Origin of the sequence: Rhodococcus pseudokoreensis (assembly GCF_017068395.1) — a bacterium.
Lineage (GTDB): Bacteria > Actinomycetota > Actinomycetes > Mycobacteriales > Mycobacteriaceae > Rhodococcus_F > Rhodococcus_F pseudokoreensis.
The window spans coordinates 6,023,089-6,043,946 of record NZ_CP070619.1 but is presented as its reverse complement, the minus strand read 5'-3'; the positions used below and the strand labels follow the sequence as shown (position 1 = coordinate 6,043,946).

16 protein-coding genes are annotated in these 20,858 nt (G+C 60.5%); 8 read left to right on the top strand and 8 right to left on the bottom strand.

Going from position 1 to position 20,858, the window contains the following annotated elements:
* Window positions 1-5 precede the first annotated feature (5 nt).
* Both JWS13_RS32735 and JWS13_RS32730 read left to right on the top strand, forming a co-directional pair.
* A complete protein-coding gene (locus JWS13_RS32735) occupies window positions 6-992 on the top strand; it encodes an aldo/keto reductase (RefSeq protein ID WP_206009517.1) in 987 nt (328 codons plus the stop codon).
* Between the two features lie 36 nt (window positions 993-1,028).
* Window positions 1,029-2,084 (top strand): aldo/keto reductase, encoded by a 1,056-nt coding sequence (locus JWS13_RS32730; protein WP_206009515.1) that lies wholly within the window; start codon window positions 1,029-1,031, stop codon window positions 2,082-2,084.
* Between the two features lie 712 nt (window positions 2,085-2,796).
* Here JWS13_RS32730 and JWS13_RS32725 read toward each other — a convergent pair.
* Window positions 2,797-3,609 carry an MBL fold metallo-hydrolase gene (locus JWS13_RS32725; protein WP_206009512.1) on the bottom strand — a complete coding sequence of 271 codons (813 nt, stop codon included), beginning with the start codon at window positions 3,607-3,609 and terminating at the stop codon, window positions 2,797-2,799.
* Between the two features lie 291 nt (window positions 3,610-3,900).
* Between JWS13_RS32725 and JWS13_RS32720 the strand changes: the two genes are divergently transcribed.
* From JWS13_RS32720 to JWS13_RS46230, 4 genes are all read left to right on the top strand, one after another.
* Window positions 3,901-4,299: a PaaI family thioesterase gene (locus tag JWS13_RS32720; RefSeq protein WP_206009510.1), complete on the top strand. Its 399-nt coding sequence runs from the start codon at window positions 3,901-3,903 to the stop codon at window positions 4,297-4,299.
* A 430-nt stretch (window positions 4,300-4,729) separates the two neighbouring features.
* Window positions 4,730-4,867, top strand: coding sequence for a hypothetical protein (locus JWS13_RS32715; protein WP_206009509.1), 138 nt, complete (start codon window positions 4,730-4,732; stop codon window positions 4,865-4,867).
* Between the two features lie 191 nt (window positions 4,868-5,058).
* Window positions 5,059-6,255 (top strand): LLM class flavin-dependent oxidoreductase, encoded by a 1,197-nt coding sequence (locus JWS13_RS32710; RefSeq protein ID WP_206009507.1) that lies wholly within the window; start codon window positions 5,059-5,061, stop codon window positions 6,253-6,255.
* A 627-nt stretch (window positions 6,256-6,882) separates the two neighbouring features.
* The gene (locus tag JWS13_RS46230) at window positions 6,883-7,077 is read left to right on the top strand and encodes a transposase (protein WP_338050765.1); all 195 of its coding nucleotides are present in this window, start codon (window positions 6,883-6,885) and stop codon (window positions 7,075-7,077) included.
* Window positions 7,078-7,426: 349 nt separating this feature from the next.
* On the opposite strand, the gene JWS13_RS32705 is transcribed toward JWS13_RS46230, so the two are convergent.
* Together JWS13_RS32705 and JWS13_RS32700 are read right to left on the bottom strand one after the other, a co-directional pair.
* Entirely contained in the window at window positions 7,427-8,176 is a 750-nt protein-coding gene (locus tag JWS13_RS32705) for an SDR family NAD(P)-dependent oxidoreductase (protein WP_206009505.1), read from the bottom strand.
* Between the two features lie 144 nt (window positions 8,177-8,320).
* Window positions 8,321-9,769 carry an aldehyde dehydrogenase family protein gene (locus JWS13_RS32700; RefSeq protein ID WP_241032436.1) on the bottom strand — a complete coding sequence of 483 codons (1,449 nt, stop codon included), beginning with the start codon at window positions 9,767-9,769 and terminating at the stop codon, window positions 8,321-8,323.
* A 247-nt stretch (window positions 9,770-10,016) separates the two neighbouring features.
* Here JWS13_RS32700 and JWS13_RS32695 point away from each other — a divergent pair, with 247 nt between their 5' ends.
* Window positions 10,017-11,525 (top strand): aldehyde dehydrogenase family protein, encoded by a 1,509-nt coding sequence (locus JWS13_RS32695; RefSeq protein ID WP_206009502.1) that lies wholly within the window; start codon window positions 10,017-10,019, stop codon window positions 11,523-11,525.
* A 33-nt stretch (window positions 11,526-11,558) separates the two neighbouring features.
* Complete coding sequence (locus tag JWS13_RS32690; protein WP_206009498.1) at window positions 11,559-12,668, top strand: NDMA-dependent alcohol dehydrogenase; 1,110 nt, start codon at window positions 11,559-11,561, stop codon at window positions 12,666-12,668.
* Window positions 12,669-13,418: 750 nt separating this feature from the next.
* Here the strand turns inward: JWS13_RS32690 and JWS13_RS32685 are convergent.
* The 5 genes from JWS13_RS32685 to JWS13_RS32665 form a co-directional block, all read right to left on the bottom strand.
* On the bottom strand, window positions 13,419-15,110 hold the full coding sequence (locus tag JWS13_RS32685) for a sigma-54-dependent Fis family transcriptional regulator (protein ID WP_241032435.1): 1,692 nt from the start codon (window positions 15,108-15,110) through the stop codon (window positions 13,419-13,421).
* 263 nt (window positions 15,111-15,373) lie between these two features.
* The gene (locus JWS13_RS32680; RefSeq protein WP_206009493.1) at window positions 15,374-16,129 is read right to left on the bottom strand and encodes an SDR family NAD(P)-dependent oxidoreductase; all 756 of its coding nucleotides are present in this window, start codon (window positions 16,127-16,129) and stop codon (window positions 15,374-15,376) included.
* 251 nt (window positions 16,130-16,380) lie between these two features.
* Window positions 16,381-16,902, bottom strand: coding sequence for a cupin domain-containing protein (locus JWS13_RS32675; protein WP_206009492.1), 522 nt, complete (start codon window positions 16,900-16,902; stop codon window positions 16,381-16,383).
* A 137-nt stretch (window positions 16,903-17,039) separates the two neighbouring features.
* Window positions 17,040-18,518: an aldehyde dehydrogenase gene (locus JWS13_RS32670; protein ID WP_206009491.1), complete on the bottom strand. Its 1,479-nt coding sequence runs from the start codon at window positions 18,516-18,518 to the stop codon at window positions 17,040-17,042.
* Window positions 18,519-18,533: 15 nt separating this feature from the next.
* On the bottom strand, window positions 18,534-19,862 hold the full coding sequence (locus JWS13_RS32665) for an MFS transporter (RefSeq protein ID WP_206009490.1): 1,329 nt from the start codon (window positions 19,860-19,862) through the stop codon (window positions 18,534-18,536).
* Window positions 19,863-20,858: the final 996 nt, after the last annotated feature.

Genomic DNA, 20,858 nt, shown 5'->3' with positions numbered 1-20,858 from the left:
GACACATGCAGAACGCACACCTCGGAAACCTCCAGGTCTCACGCATCGGCCTCGGTGCGATGACCATGGCCGGAATCTATACGAGCGAGGGCAGCCTCGATCATGACGAGTCCATCCGCACCGTCCACCGCGCGCTCGATCTCGGTGTCACCCATATCGACACCGCCGAGATCTACGGTCCTTTCCTCAGTGAGGAGCTCATCGGACGGGCCGTCGCAGGGCGGCGCGGCGAGGTCGTGTTGGCCACCAAGTTCGGGCTTCTCTCGCACCGCACCCCGACCAGCGAGGGCCGGACTTTGGACAGCAGTGCCGTCAACATCAGGAAGGCCGTGGAAGGGTCTTTGAAGCGCCTGGACACCGACTACATCGACCTGTACTACCAGCACCGTGTCGACCCGAAGACCCCCATCGAGGAGACCGCGGGTGCTGTGAAGGAGCTGATCGCGGAGGGAAAGGTCCTGCATTTCGGTCTGTCCGAGGCCTCCCCTGAGACCATTCGCCGCGCGCACGCTGTGCAGCCCGTGACCGCATTGCAGACCGAGTACTCTCTGTGGACCCGGGATATAGAGGCGGAGATCCTGCCGCTGTTGCGTGAGCTGGGCATCGGTCTTGTGCCTTACTCACCACTCGGACACGGTCTGCTCGCCGGACACATCCGTTCGGTCGACGACTTCCCCTCTGACGACTGGCGCAAGACCAACCCGCGATTCACCGGGGAGAACTTCACCCGCAACCTGGCCATCGTCGACGAAGTACGCGCGATCGGCGCCGAGAACGGAGCCACCCCGGCGCAGACCGCCCTTGCATGGCTGCTCACCCGAGGTAGCGACATCGCACCGATCCCCGGAACTCGCCGAGTCACGCGTGTCGAGGAGAACACCGCCGCGCATCAACTCGAGCTCACCGCCGGCCAGGTACAGCGCCTCGATGCACTACAACCCGCCGCAGGGGCACGGCACGACGACACCAACATGGCCGACATCGAACGGTAGCCACCATTTGCGCAAGCAACGGAACGGACAGCACACATGAAGTACCGCACCCTGCCAGCCACCGGCATCAGCGTGTCCAACCTCGCCTTGGGAACCATGGGCTTCGGCACGGAGACAGAAGAAGCCGAGGCCTTCGCGATCCTGGACCGCTTCATCGAAGCCGACGGCAACCTCATCGATACCGCCAACGTCTACGGGGCCGGCGCATCCGAAGAGTTGCTGGGACGCTGGTACGCCTCTCGTCCTCACTCGGTGACCGACCGAGTCGTCTTGGCAACCAAGGCACGTTTCGGCACCGGCCCGGATGTCAACGAGGTCGGCAACTCCCGGCGTAACCTCGACCGGGCATTGACCGCATCCCTCCGGCGCCTCGGACGTGACAACCTCGACCTGTACCAGCTGCACGGATGGGACCCACTCACCCCGATCGCCGAAACGCTGGGCTTCCTCGACGACGCCGTGCACGCGGGGAAGATCAACTACATCGGCTTGTCCAATTTCACCGGATGGCAAATGCAGTTGACCTTGTCCACCGCAAAGTCGATGGGCCTGCAGGTGCCTGTAAGCCTCCAGCCTCAGTACAGTCTGGTCTCACGCGAACTCGAGTTCGAGATCGTGCCAGCTGCCCTCCACAACAACATTGGCTTGCTGCCGTGGTCTCCCCTGGCCGCTGGGTTCCTCAGCGGGAAATACCGGAAGAACGTAGATGCTGGGGCAGACACCCGCGCCGGTGCAGGGAACCCGATGAATGAGCACATTTTCGGGGAACTGCGCGCGAGTGAGCAGAACTGGGCGACTCTCGATGTGGTCCGCGAGATCGCGGCAGCCAATGATGTAACCCCGACACAGGTGGCTCTCAGTTGGGTGGTGAACCGTCCGGGAGTCACCGCACCGATCATCGGTGCGAGGACCATCACACAACTGGAACAGAATCTCGTGGCGAGTGAATTCGTCCTGACCGCCGATGAGACTCAGCGGCTGGACACCGTCAGCGCGCCCGTGTCGGGCGACTATCCGTATGGGCCGTTCGGCACGAAGCAGCGTGAGCGCTATGTCGATTCGAGCAGTCAAGCGATCGGCGAGCTGTACTAGCTCACCGTGCTCGGGGCGTCGGTCACCCGCCCTGGCCTCGTCATGGTCGGGGCGACGACCGACGTCACCCCGACCTCTTTCGAACGGAACCCCCAATGTCGAAGAGACCTTCGCGACCCCCAGCACCGACAAACGCTTTTTCTGGATCGAAGGAACCGACGAACGATTCGCAGACTACAACTACTTCGGCGGCAACCGATAGGTGAGGCTCGATTGGTTCCACAGCCACGTGTGACGGCACAACCCAGGCGGCCCCGGTGGTCGCGGAGATGCGGTTACGGGCCGGCAAGACCGGCTCCGGGCGCGGCGCCGCCTCCCAGTTTTGTCGGCAGCGGCTGCACGTTTCGACAGCCCGCAGGCCAACGACTCCGCTTCCGGATGCTAGCCCTACGACCGCTGCGCTCAGTCCGGCACCGCCGCGCCCAGCCCGGAACGGCATAGGCGATCTCGACGTACTGCGCACGGTTGGTGAGAATCACCACCACCTTCGTGCCATTGTGTACGCCCAGTCTCGCCACCGCGTTGGCCAGTATTGCCATACGCTCGCCCCGTCCAGCCAGGTGAGACGGTTTCCTCCTTCGAGGATCGCAGTCTTGTGGCGGAGCAGGTGCGACTGGGCGTGCAGGTCTCGTCTGCCCGATGGTGAGTTGCTAGCCGTAGGTGACCATCGTCGTCCTTTCGATGCTTCCTGAAGATCATGACACCGAGCCCCTCAGAGGGCGGAGAATCGGCGCTGCCCGTCGGTCAGCACCATCCGCCCGAAATTGAGGCCGGGAAAGTGCGCCCCCGCGACCAGATCCCCACTGCCGGCGAGCTCGTCGGCGAGCCGGTTGCGGGTCTGGGAGGCGAGCTCGGGATCCTCGTCGAAGATGGCCCGCCAGTCCGGTTCCTCGAGCTCGACAGTCGAATGCACGACGTCACCCAGGAGATACCCCCGCCGGCTCTCACCCGAGACGACGAACACGGTCGAACCGGGTGTGTGTCCGGGGCTGTGCAGAGCGTCCACGCCCGGGGCCAGGGTGATGTCCTGGTCGAACAGCTCGAGCTGGTCGGCGATGGGCGAAAGCTTGCGCACGGCACCGGGGCTGGCGTCCGGAGCGTCGACGAAGTGTTCCCAGTCGAGGCGATGCGCACGATAGGTGGCACCCGGAAAGACGACCTGCCCCTTCTGGGTCGTCCAGCCCACGTGATCGAAGTGCAGGTGGGTGAGCAGGACGTCCGTCACCTCTTCGGGCGCCACCCCGTGGGCGCGCAGGGAGTCGAGGAACTTGCCGCCGGTGTACCGACCCCCGTGTCCGAGCAACTTGTCATCGATGGTGCCTACTCCGGTGTCGACGACAACGACGCGCTCACCGGTCCGGATGAGGAAGCCGCCGATGTCGAAGTCGAGAACACCCTGCTCGTCGAGGGCCTCTGCCTTGCTCGACCAGGGGTCGTCGACGCCCGGCCGGGTGAGGATGCGGTGCGGGTCCTCGTGGCCGATCCCGTCGAGAACGGGCTGGACTTCAATGTCTCCGAAGTGCATTTTCAATACCTTTCTCGCACAGTGGCTCCAGGAGCCGTTTGGCGGACCGGACTGATGTATCGCATGATTGCGCTCGCAATTGGGCTTCGGATCGCGCCGGGCCGCTCGACGCTGTGGTCCTGCAACTGCCCTTTGGGTCGGCTGGCTACAAACAAGCTCTTGACAGTCACGCGAATGTCGAACATTATCACTATTGGTCAGTGGTTGGAGTGCTACCCGATCAGACCAGTGAATCCGACAGGAGCAACGATGGAAAGAGTAAGCACGAGTAGCCGACGAGCCTTTCACGAGATGTCCCTCGCTGAAATCGCACGGGTAACAGAAGTTGGATTCGCTGGCAATATCGGCCTTCAGTTCACCGAGGCGACCGGGGATCGAGTACGAGCGAATTGGGTTGTGGAGCCTACAATCCACCAGTCACATGGAATCGTTCATGGCGGCGCGTACTGTACTGCCGTGGAGACATTGGCGAGCATCGGGGCATCGATATTCTTCGGCGCGCATGGCCGCGTGGTCGGCGTCAACAACAACACCGACTTCCTGCAAGCATCGACGGACGGCACGCATTTCGGTGAGGCAACCCCACTCCATCGTGGACGCTCTCAGCAGCTGTGGCAGGTACTCATCAGGAATAATCAACACACGCTAATAGCACGCGGTCAAGTTCGGTTGCAGAACCTAACCAGATGAACACCTGTCACGCGGACTCATTGCGAGACCGCTGGCCCGATCACCAGGCGTAAGAGTTCTTGCCCGTCAGCGATCGAGATGTCTGTCAGCGATCTTCATCCCCGGATCGGATACGGTTCGAGCCGCCCTCTGAACTCGCAGGCCAAGGTATCCGGCGATCGTCAACGGCACGTCCAGACCCGAGGGCGCCGCGGGAACACAGCACGTTCGGTGACCGGTCGCGGAACCAGTCGTCCCCCATCATTCAGACATCTATATGCACGCAATCCGTTTCGTTACCTGGCGCAGAAGCTCCACCGAATCGCGCCAGTGTCCGTTGATCCCTAAAGCAACTTCGCATGTTGAGATCTCGCCTACACCACACCCCATCGACTTCAACTGCGCAGCCCCGCGAGAGGCAGGAAAACAGATGAGATTCAGGCTTGCAGGGATGGCTGTCACACACCTGGCCGCATTCCTCGACCACCTCATGGTCGCGATTCAGACGTATGCATACTACGACTTCGTCGATGCACTCGACGAAGACCTCAATCACATCCCGCACCGTCGTCGGAGCGAGGTGGCGTAACAGGTGGACACCTACAGGCACCACCCGAACCGAATGCCACAGCAAGGACCTCCGTGGCGATCATCGACGAGTTCCCCGGTCGATTTCCATCCCTGACCTGCGATAAGAGTATTGTCAGTCTTTTTAGCGCTTTGTCATAGTTGCCCACTGTTGTGACTCTCGGTCATCTATGCAACCGCAAGGAGGTCCGAGTGACACAGTCGCTCAATGTGAAGGGTTCGTCGTTCCGAATGGGACTGTTTTTATCGGGGTGGCTCGACCCGGGAGCGCCGAGTGCCAAGGCTTTGATCGACACCCTGCTGGGTCGTGTCGTCGCAGCCGAGCAAGCAGGTTTCACGTCCGTCTGGGTGGGCCAGCACTTGCTTGGAGATCCTTGGCCCGTGCTAGATACGAGTGTCTTCCTAGGCCGAATTTCTGGGGCGACAGAGACCCTGGAGATCGGCGGTGTCTACCTGTTGCCTCTCTCGCATCCGATTCGTCTGGCCGAGTCGTTGATGAGCCTGGACAACATCTCCGGTGGCCGCTTCAACCTGTGCGCAGCGCTAGGTTGGGCCCCACGCGAGTTCGCTGCCATCGGTATCCCAATCCGTGAACGAGTGAAACGGTTCGAGGAGATCATCACGGTGATCCGGCACTTGTGGTCCAGTGCCGAACCGCTGAACTTCAACGGGAAGTATTACTCATTCGACCGAGTCAACATGGTTTCGCGGTCTGAGCGTCCTGGGGGAATCCCCATTTGGATAGGGGCTAGCTCCGAGGTCGGCGTGCGGCGTGCCGCACAGCTCGGTGACGCGTGGTTGGGCAGTAGTCATACGCCATTCGAAGACTTGGCATCATTCTCCAAGTGCTTCGACACAACTTTGGCCACGGAAGGTCGGGTTGTCCAACGCCGCCCCCTGCTGAGGCATTGCATTGTCGCAGCTACCGACGAGTTGGCCACCCAGAGATTCGTCAATGCCTTCGAGGCCTATTATCGAGCTTTGGGCGACTGGGGGATTTTCAAAGAAGTCGTAGGAGAACGGCACTCGATCGACAGCTCGGCATGTCGACTCCCTCCCGGGCGTGCCGTCGTGGGCAGCCCCGAGACAGTCATTAGGCAAATCGCGGAGTACCAGCGACTTGGCTTTAACGAGATCGTCTTCCAAGTCGGCCTGCCTGGCACACCTGAGCGCTTCGTCCATGAATCTCTGGAATTGCTTGGTTACGAGGTGCTGCCCCGGCTAGTCGACACACAGACAGCACCGGCCATGAGCGGCCTTGTCACACGTGAGGACTCTAATGGCCCGTGCCAGAAGCCTTTTGACGGTACGCCCAATCCAACTTCCCCAGCAGATACCGCATTCGCGACGTGCCCGGTGCCTCGACTCGGGACCTCGCCGAAAGCCTAAAAGGTTCGATAAATGCCCGTACTCATCCTTCACGCTGCGATCGCAGTCGCCAGACTGCTCACACCCCGCCGTGTCACGGAGACGATCCAACGCATGCTCACGAATATTGCTATCATGCAGACCACTACGCGATGGTTGGCAATGGCCCCGAGCGACAACCAAGAGGACTATGGCCATGGTCCGTCGAGAGATTGACCGGCTGAAACGAACGTCGCGACCCAGTGAGCCGAGCACTCTGGAACGGGGCTATTTGGTCTGCGTCCGCCAATTTTCCAGCAGTCAGCTGTGTATCGATTCTCGCGCGCGGGAGCGGCTGTCAAACTACCGGCGATCAGTCGGGAGACCCTGCGACGGATCCTGCGGGACGGCAAGGCCGCCTGGCAGGCGACCACCACGTGGAAGGCGTCGACCGACCCGGATTTCCTGACGACGATGCAGGCGATCTGTGCGACCGGCCACCGGCCGGGTGGTCTGTGTCGACGCGTTCGGCCCGCTGAACCTACAGCCTCGTAAGGGCAAGTGCTGGCGGCCGGTCACCCATCCGCACCGGCAGCGGGCCACGTACCACCGCTACGGCGGTGTGATGTACATGCTCGCGGCACTTGATTTGGCCAGCGGGAGAATTGTATTACCGAATCCGGCCGCGTATGCGTTCCCGGTGAGTTCCGGGGCCTGCTCAAAGTGCTGCGGGTCCGGTGGCCCGGGGAGAAGTTGTACGTCGTTCTCGACAACTTCTCCCCGCACCGGCCCCCGACAGTGAAGGCGTGGGCCGCCGCCAACGATGTCGAGTTGGTATTCCTTCCGACGTACGGTTCTGGCTGAACTGGATCGAGTCCGAGTTCGCCGCGCTGCGGTACTTCGCGTTGAACGGGACCGATCACCGCAGTCACGCCGAGCAGAACGCCGCCATCGCCGCCTACGTGCGCTGGCGCAACGCCCCACGCCGAACCGAAGATCAACTTCGCGCCGGACTCACCGATCCGGACGTGGACCGAATACCCGCATTATCCGGCCCTGGTTGCCTGACGAACACTAGTTAGCGGAACTTCTGGGTTGAAGATGTCTGGGAGCACGCCCTCTCCTACCGAAACTTCGCTCCCTATTCGTGCACGACACCCAAGACGCGCATTCTGGACCGCCAGCCGTCCCCGCTAACTACACCCCATTGGTGCTAGAGGCGAACTTCAGCGCCACCGTTGACCAAGAGCGACTGCCCGGTGCACCATTCGGATTCCTTACTCACAAAATACTTCATCGCGGCGTACAGGTCTGCCGCGTTTCCGAGGCGCTTGACAATCGACTTCTCAGGCATAGAAAGTACGTGCGCTCTGGGCTTGTTCGCGAAAGCGGTGGGTGTGTCCATCGTGCCGGGCGCCACGCAGTTGACCGTGATGCCGTCATCCCCGAGCTCTTTCGCAAGATTCCAGGTAACTTGATGAACAGCCAACTTGCTGGCCGAGTAGACACCGGCAGGTTTGTACGCGCCTTGCGACGACACGTTCACGATGCGCCCCCACTTGGCTTTGCGCATGATAGGTGCGACTGCGCGGGTAACCACAACAGGCCCTTTCACGTTGACCTCCATGACCGCGTCCCACGCCTTCATGTCCACACCGAGCATCGGTCCGGTCCAGGTCGGGTCACCGAACAGGCCAGCATTGTTGATGAGCGCATCGATTCGCCCAAAGCGTGATTCGACGGCATGCACCATGTCGGCAGCACTCGTCTCATCGGTGACGTCAATTCCAACCCCGATTGCGTGACCGTCCGATCCGCCGATCTCGGACGCGGTGCGTTCCGCCGCTTCCGCATTCAGGTCAGCGACGACGACTACATAGCCGTCTTTCAGAAACAATTCGCACAATCCGCGACCGATGTAGCCTGCTCCGCCGGTCACGATCACCACTGGCGCTTCGATCATTTCTACTTTCCTCCATCGTTGTTCGATTGATGACTGGCAACAGCCGACGTCAGGATTGCGGATAGGGCTTTCATGCTGCCACATCGTCTAGCGCGCTTCTGACACCTTCGTGACCAGGACAGCTGTTCCGGGTAATCCCGAACGTCAACGAGCGGTGTGGATGGCTTGCAGTTGGGTGAAGTCATGGAGTCCCCACCGTCCGTTCTCTACACCCATCCCACTCCACTTCGCGCCGGCGAACGGCTGATGTGGGAGTGTGATCGCGTGGGTATTGACCCATGCCGTGCCGCAGTCCAGACGACGAGCTATTTCAGCGCCTCGGTCGGGATCCGACGTCCACACCGATCCGCCAAGTCCGTAGTTACTGTTGTTCGCACGTTCGATCGCGTCGTCCAGATGACGGTAGGACAGAACGGGTAGTGCGGGACCGAACTGCTCCTCGTTCACGATCCGCATACCGTCATCAACATCGGTCAGGATCGTTGGCCGGTAGAAGTACCCTTCGGTATCCGGCCGTCGACCGCCGGCCGCCGCGCGGGCACCGTTCCGCAGTGCATCGTCGACGAGTTCAGAGACCAATTGCTGCTGCGGATGGTTGTTCAGCGGTCCGAGTTCGGTGTCTGACTCCATTCCGTTTCCCACAACCGCCGCTCGAGCGTATTCAGCCAGAGCGTCAACGACCAGTTCGTGTAACTGTTCCGGCACATAAAGCCGTTTGATAGCTGCACAAGTCTGCCCGCAGTTCACGAATGCGCGCGCAAAAATTTCTTTCGCGATCAATTCAGGTGCGGCGTCGTCGAGCACGATCGCCGCGTCGTTCCCACCGAGTTCCAGAGTCACCCGTTTGAGGTCTGGCACCGCAGACGCGGCGACAAGTTTGCCAACACCGGTCGATCCCGTGAAGCTGACCTTTCGGGTTAGCGGGTGCTCTGTTAGCCACCTGCCAAGATCATTGCTGCTGCCCGTGACAGCGCTCAAGACGCCCGGCGGGAAGACGCGCTGCAGAATCTCGACAAATTTCAACGTTGCAAGCGGCGTGTACGGAGACGGCTTGACGACCACAGTGTTGCCGGGCCGCAAGGCCTGCGCGGCCTTCTTACCTGCCATTTGAATCGGGTAGTTCCACGGGGTGATCGCGACCGCTGGTCCTAACGGACGACGGTAGACGGCAATTCTGCGCGCTGCACTGTCTTCGACGATCTCAGGTTCTCCAAGATCAAGGTCTGCGTACCAGCGGAACCATGTGGCCGCGGTCGCGACTTCTCTCAGTGAATCACGAAGTGGCTTACCATGTTCTGCCGTCAGGGTGACAGCCAGCTCGTGCGCCGCGGCGTCGAGTTCGTCGGCACCGGCGCGCAAGGCGCGTCGCCGTGCATCATCATCGACCTTCCAGCTCGCAAAGGCGCGCACTGCGGCCTCCATCACATCGTCCACCTGCGACGGGGCGCATTCAGGCGCGTCCGCGACGCGGCGCGCGGTCGCCGGGTTCACCACTTCGAATGTCCGGTCGGCCTTCACGGAATGACCGTCGATGGTCATCGCGGACGTAGCCACCACAGGACCTTGATTGCCGATCTGTACGGGCTTCGACACTTACATCTCCTTGAGACTGTCAGACAGTTCTTCAACAAAATATGTCAGACATTACTGCGCAAAACAACCCCTCCATCCCGAAGCACCGCGGTTCCCACTCGGCATTCAACCGGACCCCAGTTCTCGGGAGAGGCATCCGCGCCGCCGCACGCACCACGAGCGCGAGATGTCCGAAAGTCCGACAGTTAGCACCGTGCGAACTAGTGCATTATGAACTAAGTCACATTCTGTTAGCTCGGAGGTTCACATGACGGCGATGATTCAGCCCGGCCAGGTAGAGCTGCTGCCATCAGTTCGACAGTTCCTGTCCGGCACCAAACAGCTCTATATCGGTGGGGAGTGGGTGGACGCGGCGAACGGATCGACATTCGACACGTTCGACCCCGCGACCGGCGAGCGTCTGACCAGCGTTGCACGCGGTGGACCGGAGGACATCGATCGTGCAGTGTCCGCTGCGCGTAAAGCTTTCAACGGGGGGCCGTGGCCCACTATGAAGGCGAATGAGCGCGAACGTTTGATCTGGCGTGTCGGCGACATCCTGTCCGAACGTGCGGTGGAGTTCGGGCAACTCGAGTCTCTCGATAACGGCAAGTCCGCCGCAGTGGCGACCGCTGTCGATGTAGCGTTCGCGGCCGACGTGTTCCGATACTACGCCGGCTGGGCCACCAAGGTTGAAGGCACCACGATCAACGTCAGCATGCCTTTCACACCGGGACAAGAGTTCCATGCTTACACCCTGCGTGAACCACTGGGCGTATGCGGCTTGATCGTGCCCTGGAACTTCCCGTTGATGATGTCGGCCTTGAAGTACGCACCCGCCCTGGCGACGGGCAACACGGTGGTCTTCAAACCTGCCGAGCAGACTCCGTTGACTGCCCTGCTACTTGCCGAAGTGTTCGAGGAAGCGGGATTCCCACCTGGTGTCGTCAACGTCGTCACCGGTTACGGCGACGCCGGAGCAGCTCTGTCCGCACACGAGGACGTCGACAAGATTGCCTTCACCGGATCAACCGGCGTAGGCAAGAAGATTGTCGAGGCATCCATGGGCAACCTCAAGAAGGTGTCTTTGGAACTCGGCGGCAAGAGCGCGAATATCGTGTTCGCCGACGCCGACCTCGACTCCGCCGTTGTCGGTTCTCTAAACGCGTGGCTCTTCAACCATGGCCAGTCCTGCGTTGCCGGCACCCGAATGTTCGTGGAGGACAAAATCTTCGACACTTTCACGGCTGCCGTCGCAGACGCTGCCAGCCAGGTGAAAATCGGTCCCGGCCTCGATCCCACTACCCAACTCGGCCCGCTGATTTCACAGCAGCAGTTCGACAAGGTCACCGGCTACCTCGAGGCCGGAATTGCAGACGGGGCGCGCGCACTGACTGGTGGTAAGCGTTGGGGTACGGAAGGGTTCTACGTTGAACCGACAGTCTTCGTCGACGTCAAACCTGAGTTCAGCATTGTCGAGGAAGAGATCTTCGGACCGGTGGTTGTTGCGATGCCTTTCAACGCCGCCGACGGCGTGACCGAGGCGGCCAACGACAGCATCTATGGCCTCGCCGCCGGAATCTGGACGAAGGACATCTCGAAGGCTCACCGCACCGCTCGCCAAATCAAGGCCGGTTCGGTGTGGATCAACCAGTACAACGGCTTCGACGTAGCCATGCCCTTCGGCGGATATAAGCAGTCAGGGTGGGGATCCGAACTAGGGGCGACCGCACTCGATCTCTACACCCAGACCAAGTCCGTCAATATTGCTCTCTGACAAACATACTCAAAGACAAAGAGGAGAAAAGGAATGAAGACCAAAGCTGCAGTCGTGCTGGAGGCCGGTAAGCCGTTCGAGATCATGGAACTCGATTTGGACGGTCCCGGCCCCGGTGAGGTGATGGTCAAGATGGTAGCCGCGGGCCTGTGTCATTCAGATCTCCATCTGGCAAACGGCGACATGCCGCCGCGATATCCGATTGTTGGGGGCCATGAAGGCGCCGGCATCATCGAGGAAGTTGGAGCGGGGGTCACCCGGCTGAAGCCCGGGGACCATGTGGTCTGCAGCTTCATCCCGATGTGCGGTAGTTGCCGGTACTGTTCCACCGGTCGGCAGAATCTCTGTGACATGGGGGCCACCATCCTCGAGGGCTCATTGCCCGACGGTACCTTCCGATTCCACAAGGACGGGCTCGATTTCGGTGGGGTCTGCATGGTCGGGACGTTCTCCGAACGGACCACGGTTTCGCAGTTCTCCGTCGTCAAGATCGATGAGTGGCTGCCGCTGGAGAAGGCCGTGCTCGTCGGCTGCGGTGTGCCGACCGGCTGGGGAACGGCGGTGTACACCGGTGGTGTCCGGGCCGGTGACACGGTGGTCATCTATGGAATCGGCGGGCTTGGAATCAATGCGGTTCAAGGCGCTGTGAGCGCCGGAGCCAAGTATGTCGTTGTGGTCGATCCGGTCGCGATGAAGCGCGACGTGGCGCTCAAGTTCGGCGCCACCCATGCGTTCTCGGAACCCGCTGCAGCGGCGGAGAAGGTAAAAGAACTCACGTGGGGGCAGGGAGCGGATCAAGCGCTGATTCTGGTCGGGTCCGTTGATGCTGAAGTGGTGCAGAATGCCACCGCGATCATCGGCAAAGGTGGAACCGTGGTCATCACCGGCCTCGCACATCCCGAGCTACTCAATATCCAGTTGTCAAGTTTTGAGGTTACGCTCTTCGAGAAGACGATCAAGGGTTCGTTGTTCGGCTCGGCGAACCCTCAATACGACATTGTCCGACTACTGCGGCTCTACGATGCGGGTCAACTCAAGCTCGACGAGCTGATCACGACAAAGTACACGCTCGAAGAGGTCAACCAGGGCTACCAGGATCTGGAAGACGGCAAGAACATCCGTGGAGTCATTCTCTTCGAATGATCCCGCTGCAGGGAGAACTAGTGCTGCACAGCGCTCAACCCTCAGTCGCCAATCGCCGCTCGGTACCCGGCCGTGAGACGGGTACCGATATCGACGGGGCAAAATTGACAGCAGGAGAACTCCGAACGTGGGTTAGGGCATGCCCTTAGACAAGCGACACCCCAACCCACGTTCGGGGGTACCTCTCGAGGGTGGATGTCGCGACCACTGGTCGAGACGGGCACAGAGGATGCGATGCCACTGATGCAGAGTGGTATTCGGCGGAGTCCCAGGTCGGCGCCCCCGCGCCGGCGAAGTGTCACGGGGGCGAAACGAACGGAGGGGCAGTGCTGGTCCGGTCGACGCCCGCGACTGCTGTGGGTCGGCTTCTACGGGATTGCATCGCCGGCTTTGCCGTGGACGACCCTTCGACGACCACGAAAATCGATGCCGCGCTCGGTCAGCACGAGCAGAGAAGGCGGTCGAGTCGCCGCATCGGCGTCCGCGCTTGTCATTTTCTCATCCGGTGCGGCAATTCTCTGTATCGGGGATCTCGATCCGCCGCCGGCGAGCTGTGATCTCCGCGACCGCTTCGGGATCGGCGGTTGGATCCGATCGTCCCAGTTCTGAGGCAGGGACAGCCGGCGGCCGAGCGGTGTGGAGGCACGCATCGGACGAGGCGAGCACTGACGGCGATCCGGCAATGGCCGAGTAGAGCGGCTGTATCCTGCCTGCAAACTCTCGAGAACACCACGCCAAGTTACCAAAGTACTACTGAAGCGTGATCTTGAGCGCCCGAATACGTAAGTAGATGGTACTGCGGCTAATTCCCAACAGATTGGCCGCGTGGACCTTATTTCCTCCGCATTCCTCCAGAGCATCGATGATCGCTTCGCGTTCGGCTCGCGCCCGACCTCCGAGACCCGCGACCCGCGGTGCAACACGGTATTTCTCTGGTAGATCGGCGACGGCTATCCGGGAACTTGAACGCCTGCACGCCGCCGTCCGCAGGACCACGGCGAGTTCGGCGAGATTTCCGGGCCAATCACGGGAGGCCAGTGCCTCGACCGCACTGAAGGATAGGATCAAACCTGGTTCGATGGCGTTGAGAAGTGACTGAGCAATGTCTGCGAACTCGCGAGTCCGCTGACTAAGTGGTGGAAGCAGGACCTGTCCAGGGCATCGTCCGACTAGCCCTGCGACACCGGGAGGCAAATCGCCAGTTGGCGTGCTAGTGACAACCACGCGCGGACCACCGACCGCTTCGACAAGTCCCACCATAAGTGGCAGTAGCGAATCAGGAATCAACTGGACATTTTCGACAACGAGGACCTTCGCGGTCGTGTCGGCTTTTGCGGCAATCAAACGTTCCGCCCACGAGTCCGCGCCTTCAAATGCGATTGTCGCCGCGTCCACACATACCGTTGTGCTGCCGTTCGCGAGTTTCCGGACAGCGGTGGTGCGTCCAGTCCCAGGCTCCCCACTGATGGCCACCGGGTCGCAGAGGTCGCGTAACCGGGCAAGATCGGATTGGCTACGTTCGTGTGCGGAGCTCGACGGCGCCTGCGCACGTCGGATCGGGTTTGTTGTCCTACGGTCTGAGCGAATCACGAACACCGCACCACAATCAGTCCCTGCCACGCCCTCTGCCCGAACAAGCGCCTCCTCTCCGGAAGACAATTGGATTCGGACGGTCCGTTGCTGATTCGGGCGAAGATCGGCCGCCACGGCTCGTAACGTCGCATGATCGGACATCTGGAGAAGGTCGAGCGCAACCCGGTTGCTCAGGAAGATGTCCTCACCAATTGCGCTCACCGCAATTGTGTTCTGGGACGACACTCGTTGAAAGGCATCGATTAGTAGCTGCTGTGAGGCGTGCACACCGTCGATCAATCCTTTTTCGATGTCGCTCGCGGCGCGCGTCATGAACGGCACAAACATTGGGTTGGCACGTGCCCCGATTCCAGTCATCTCGAGCACGCCCTCAACCCGACGAGTCACTGGATGGACAATCGGGTGTCCATAACAGCTGAATCCCTTGAATTGGTCGAGGAAATGCTCGTCACTATGGATCACAATCCCATGACGCAACTCCACTGTGGTCCCGATTGCGTTTGTGCCGACTCGGTCCTCTGCAAAGCTCGATCCGAGCAGAGCGCCTGAGGAAAGCAGGCGTCGTTCCGTCGCGCTGCCACCGAAAAGCGTCGCCACTATCCTGCATTTAGGATCGGCAAGGATGACGCCGAACTCTGTACCAGTGAGCTGATGTTGCATCTCCGCCAGAACAGGTTCGGCGGCCCGGCGGAGGCGGCTAGAGCTATCGATCTCGCTAGTTTGCTTGACATCATAGTTTGATGCCGGATGCAGACCGAAAAACGCCGAACGCTTCCATGATTCGGCGATCTCCGGACGCCCAGAACCGCGGTCTTGCACACTGCGCGACGATCGGACTTGTGGTTCCACTCTTCGACTCCTCGTCACCTCAACAGACCGATGCTGCGTCAGCATCTTTGCGACACCGATGAGGAACTTCACGGAAAAGACGAAGAGCTTCGGCTCGCGCCCCCTCGTTGGCATCTAGCAGACCGTATTGAGCGCGTACCGACCATCGGTGAAGGTTATGATTCTTCTAAAACGCACTGCCGAATCGGGTTAAACACGTTCGGGTTTAAGCCCAAGATCGCCCGCCCGTCTTTGGCGACTTTCGACGGAATCTGCCCGGCCGCTCAGTACAGTGTGTACCCACCGTCGACTGGGAGCGTGACTCCGGTGACATACGAGGCGGCGTCGGATAGCAGCCACATTGCTGCCTCGGCCTGCTCGACCGGTTCACTGGCTCGCCGCAGAGCATGCGTACCAGCCATTGTGCCCTCGTAGTCCGGGTTCATCTTCAAATAGTCGAGGTACATCTGTGTGCGGGTGGCAGACGGACCGATGGCGTTAACGCGGATGCCTTGCTCGCCATACTCCGCAGCTGCAGCCTTCGTTAGGCCCACCAGAGCATGTTTTGACGCAGTATATTCTGCCGCCTTGGGCACATAGACGAACGAAGCCACCGACGCCGTGTTGACGATGGATCCGCCGCCTGCACGAATCATCGCCGGCACCTCGTACTTCATGCACAGGAAGGGGCCTGTTACGTTGATCGCCATCAATCGGTCGAACTCCTCGCGGGTAACGTCGGCAAGCATCTTGCCCGTCTGGGGAACCGCCGCATTGTTGAAAGCCCCGTCAAGCCGACCGTACGCAGCCTCCGCCGCTCCTACGAGAGCCTGGACCTGCTCCTCGTTCGTGACATCGGTTCTGACGAACTGCGCCTTGAATCCTTGCCGATTGAGATCCTGCGCGAGCACCTCGCCGGCTTCGTTAACGTCGGCAATCGTCACCATCGCGTGGTTCTCGGCAAAGAGGCGTGCGGCCGCTTCGCCGATGCCGCTGGCGCCACCCGTGACAATTATTGAGCGGCCCGCAACTTCGGTCATCTCTTCTCCATCTATCCAAGGAATCACTTCGAGCATTGCCTGCGGCGGTTGCTTTGAGCTACGCCGAGGTCGCCGAAGAACACGACAAATCTTACAAATCTCACTCGATTGATGGCCCAGGCTCCACTAGTCACCGATCGGTGTTGGATTATCGGGCCGCCAGCCGACAATTCGAGTAACTCCGCGCCGGAATCACTCCGATTAATCATCCTGAACTAGATGCTATTCCGCGTGCGCGTACGTATTTGCATCTATTCCCCTCGTTCGGCTCCGATCAAAACCGCAGCCACCACGGCCGGTTCGTCCGTGCGATTGCGCCATGCGTGCCTGGTGCCCCGTTGAACCACACAATCTCCGGGCCGGAGCACCACTTCGTCATCGTCGAGTTCCAGCACGATTTCGCCCGATACGACGAATGTGTAGTCGATCGAGTCGGACGCATGCATCCCGGACCGGGTCTCGTCGTATGCGTCCAACAGCCCCGGCAGTTCTACGCATTCATCGGCCGAGTCTGAAGAGACTGTCTCTGGCAGTACGGTATAGATGACAAAACGGTGCCCTCCCGGACCCGGAAAGAAGGGATCCACACACGTATCCGGTTGCGAGTGCCCCACTGTTGCGATTCCGTCTTTCGTTCCCCACAACAGATTCAGGGCATGCGTCGGCTTGCCGCTATCGTCCATTGTCGTTACACGATCGACGACACGCTCCTCCATTCCTGAACTACCGTCAGCATTAATATGCGTAACGATGGTTTTAACAGAGTCAGACATCTCGATCTCCTCTCATGGGTTCAACAACGTTCTGGATATTCACGGGTCAACGTCCCCGCCATCCTCGGCTCGCGGATCTCGCTGGCACGAAGCTGTAAACACATTGGTGCCGTCCTGGTTTTTTGGACGACCACGATTCACTGTTTGTGTTCGTGCGCGGCGTCGTACACGAAGCCCGGAGGCAAGCCGATCGATTGGACCTCCACGTAACTGTCGAAACCTTCTATCGCGCCTTCACGACCGATTCCACTGCTCTTGAAACCGCCGGCCGGCGCACGTGAGCCTGCCCTGCTTCCGTTCAGCTCGACCGTACCGGTCCGGAGGCGCCGCGCGACCGCCAGCCCATGGTCCACATCCGTTGTGAAGACCGAACCGTTGAGGCCGTATCGAGAGTCGTTAGAGATATCAATCGCTTGGGCCTCGTCGTCGTATGCGATCACAGACAAGACTGGCCCAAATATCTCCTCCTGCGCGATTCGCATCGATGATTCCACTTCGGTGAACACGGTGGCATCAACGAACCACCCGCGATCCGTGTTGCCAGGGCGGCCCCCGCCCAGCACAATCTTCGCACCTTCCGAGCGGCCGATTTCAAAGTACTCTTCGACACGCTCACGCTGGCGGGCGCTCACCAGCGGTCCGAGTTCCGTCGCTTCGCTCATCGGGTCGCCTACAGGCATCGCAGCGATCATCGCTGTGAGCCTGTCCACGAGTTCCGCCTGACGCTTCCGGGACACGAGGATCCGTGACTTCGCACTGCATACCTGCCCGGTGTTGCGGAGGGAGCCGAACCTCAAAGATTCCACCGCCGCATCGAGATCGGCGTCATCAAGGATGATTGCCGCGGACTTGCCACCCAGCTCCAGAGTGACCCGCCGAAGGTCGTTTCCACATAAAGATGCGATTCGCCGCCCGGCGGCTGTCGAGCCGGTGAACGAAACCTTATCGACCGCCGGATGGGTTACCAGGGCCTCGCTTGCCTCGCGGTCGGCGGGCACCACATTCACGACTCCTCGCGGCAAGCCCGCCTCTGTCAGCAGTTCGGCGACGAGGTATGCGTCGAGTGGGGCCTCCGGCGCTGGCTTCAGAACCAACGTGCACCCCGCCAGCAGAGCCGGCATCAGCTTCAGCATCGTGATGGCTTGGGGAACATTCCAGGGCACAATAGCCGCCACGACCCCCACCGGTTGTCGCGAGACCAAAGCTCGTCCTGAACTCGATTCCCGTATGGCTTCGAACGGATACTCCTGGGCGAGTTCTAGAAAGCTCTCAATCTTCTGTCGCGCGGCTCCAGCCTGAATCTTCCTCGAGACCTGGATCGGGCATCCCATTTCCGCCGTCACCAACTCCGCCATCAGATCTTCGTGCTGCGCGTACAGCTTCGAGAAGCGTGTCAGCACCTCCACTCGTTCGGCGAGCGGAACACGAGGCCAGGGTCCCCGATCAAATGCTTCCCGGGCGGCAGTTGCCGCCCGATCGATGTCAGTTCGGGTGGCAGCGGCGACGCGTTCGACCACCTGCTCGGTAAATGGGGAAACCACCTCGATTTGCTGGTTACCACTGGGGGCTACCCATTCACCATCAATGAACAGTTTTTGAAACTGACCGTGCCACACGGTGTTTTCTCCTTCTCAGTACTCTGCAGGTGCGGGTGTAGGTGCAGGTGCGTCAATTGTGTCCCGCTCGAAGGCCGATTCGCGAAGTTCCACGTCCTTGGTCTCTGGCGTGAAGAAAATGACCACCAGGGCGAACACGGCGATAGCCATTAGATAAAATGCCGGAGCAAGCGGGGATCCGGTGGACGATACTAGAGCGGCCGCCACCAATGGGGCCGTGCCGCCGAATATGGCAAACCCAAGATTATAGGACAGCGCGTGTCCGCTGAACCGGACCTTAGTCGGGAAAAGTTCAACCATCGTAACCCAGCAACCGGCATGAATCGGGGCGATACCCAGCACCAAGAGGAGCTGCCCGGCGAACGCTCCAACCACGGTGCCCGACGAAGCCAACTCAAAGGCGGGATAGGCAAGCAACACTACCGTGACAGTGCCGCCGAACATCAGCGGCTTTCGACCGATCCGGTCGCTGACCGCGCCCCACAATGGGGTCATGACGGTGAGGACGAGCATTGCCAGCGCATTCGACAGCAGTGCCGGCGTGGTGTCCAGCCCCACGACCTTGACCAAATAGGAGTACATGTAGCTGGCGATCATGTACCCCCCCACGCCCATGATCGCGACCAGCAGCACAACCGTAATGAGCGCTTTCAGATTGTTCCTGGCCGTCAAACCATCCGGGTTAACGGCAGGCGTCTCACTCAACGTTTCGGTGTACTCGGCCGGGTCGTCCAATGCACGGCGAAGCACGAAACCGACCACCGCCAGGAGGGCACCGAGGATGAAGGGGATACGCCAAGCCCAATCCACGTAAGCGTCACGCCCTACCGCAGCAGTTATCCCGAGAATCAGCATTGCCGAGACGGCCGCGGGAACAAACGCAGCCGCACCCACATACCCAACCCACCGTCCGCGCCGGCCGGGGGGCGCCGACTCGACTACGTACGTCATTCCACCGGTGGTCTCACCTCCGACGGCGAACCCCTGTACAAGGCGACAGAGCAGGAGCAACACTGGGGCAGCGAGACCGATCGTCTCGTAGGTGGGCAGCAAGCCCATCGCCAAAGTGGCACCACCCATGAGAAGAACCGTAATGCCCAGGATGTTGATGCGTCCCATACGGTCACCAAGCTTGCCGAAGACGACGCCACCGAGCGGTCGGGCGAAGAAGGCGACCGCATAGATAGCGAAAGTGCCCAAAATGGCGGCAGTCGGGTTCGAGTCGGAAAAGAAGTGGTGCGCGAGCACGGGCACGGAGAGCCCATAGATCAGGAAGTCGTACCACTCCACGAAGGTGCCTATGGCCCCTCCTAACAACCGACGCCTGGCGGCAACAGATGACATCGTTACTCCTGAGATTGTTAAGCGGACGTCCAACCTGGATCGGGTCACGCAAGCTCTACCGTGTTCCCACAGTGTGTTGTTGGCCACTCCGTGGGCCTACTGAAGTGTGTCTGATCCATGCGTTGAATGTCAATCATTTGCCAGACGGTTATTGCCAGATGTTTTGTACTGTGCAGTTCACCGCCAGAGCAAGCGCACTGACGTCCAGCCAGAATCTCTGGAACGGAGGGTAACGAAGTCGACCAGCTGTTCGACTTCCCCGATCAGCGGCGCCTCCAGGGCGCGGAACATGTCGACTCGGTGCTGCCAGCTAAACGCTGAGCACAGCTACTGGACAACCGTCAGGATTGTGTGCGCTCAGCCGGCGAGGCTCGGCCCAATGACGTACGCAGAGGCTGAACGAGGTCGGTTAGCGTTCTCCTTATGACGGATCGACGAGTGCCCTGGATGGGCACGATGCCATTGCGGCGGGTGAGCAGCCAGGCAAGCGCGGCCTGCGCGGTCGTCGCACCGTCTTCACGCCAATAGCTCGGACCGCGCTGACGATGCGGAGGTTCTGCTCGAAGTTCTCCCTGGTCAAGCGAGGATCACTCTTTCACCAGTCGTTGTCGGCGATGTCGAGGTCGAGGTCGAGGTCGAGGTCGAGGTATATCTGTCCGACGACGTCACCGATCTAGGCCAGTACTCAGTTTGCAGAGGGGTGCTCCGTTAAGCCACGTGTGAACGGCGATCGTGGCGCAGAGTCCGAAGTGCATGACCCTTCTCCTCACCGACAGCTCGGCACGCCATAGCAATATGCTGGTTGGAATGCGTGGGTAGACCCGCTAGTGGTGGTGAAGGCGATGTGTTCCGTGCGGAGGCACTTGAGGGACCACTCAAGCGGTGCGGATGTTCGGCCCGGCTGGAATCGATCATGCGTCCGCACCGCGTCCGGCATGCGACACCACGCCGAACTTGATTCGCTGTGGGACGATCCGTAAATCCCCGCGGCGTCGA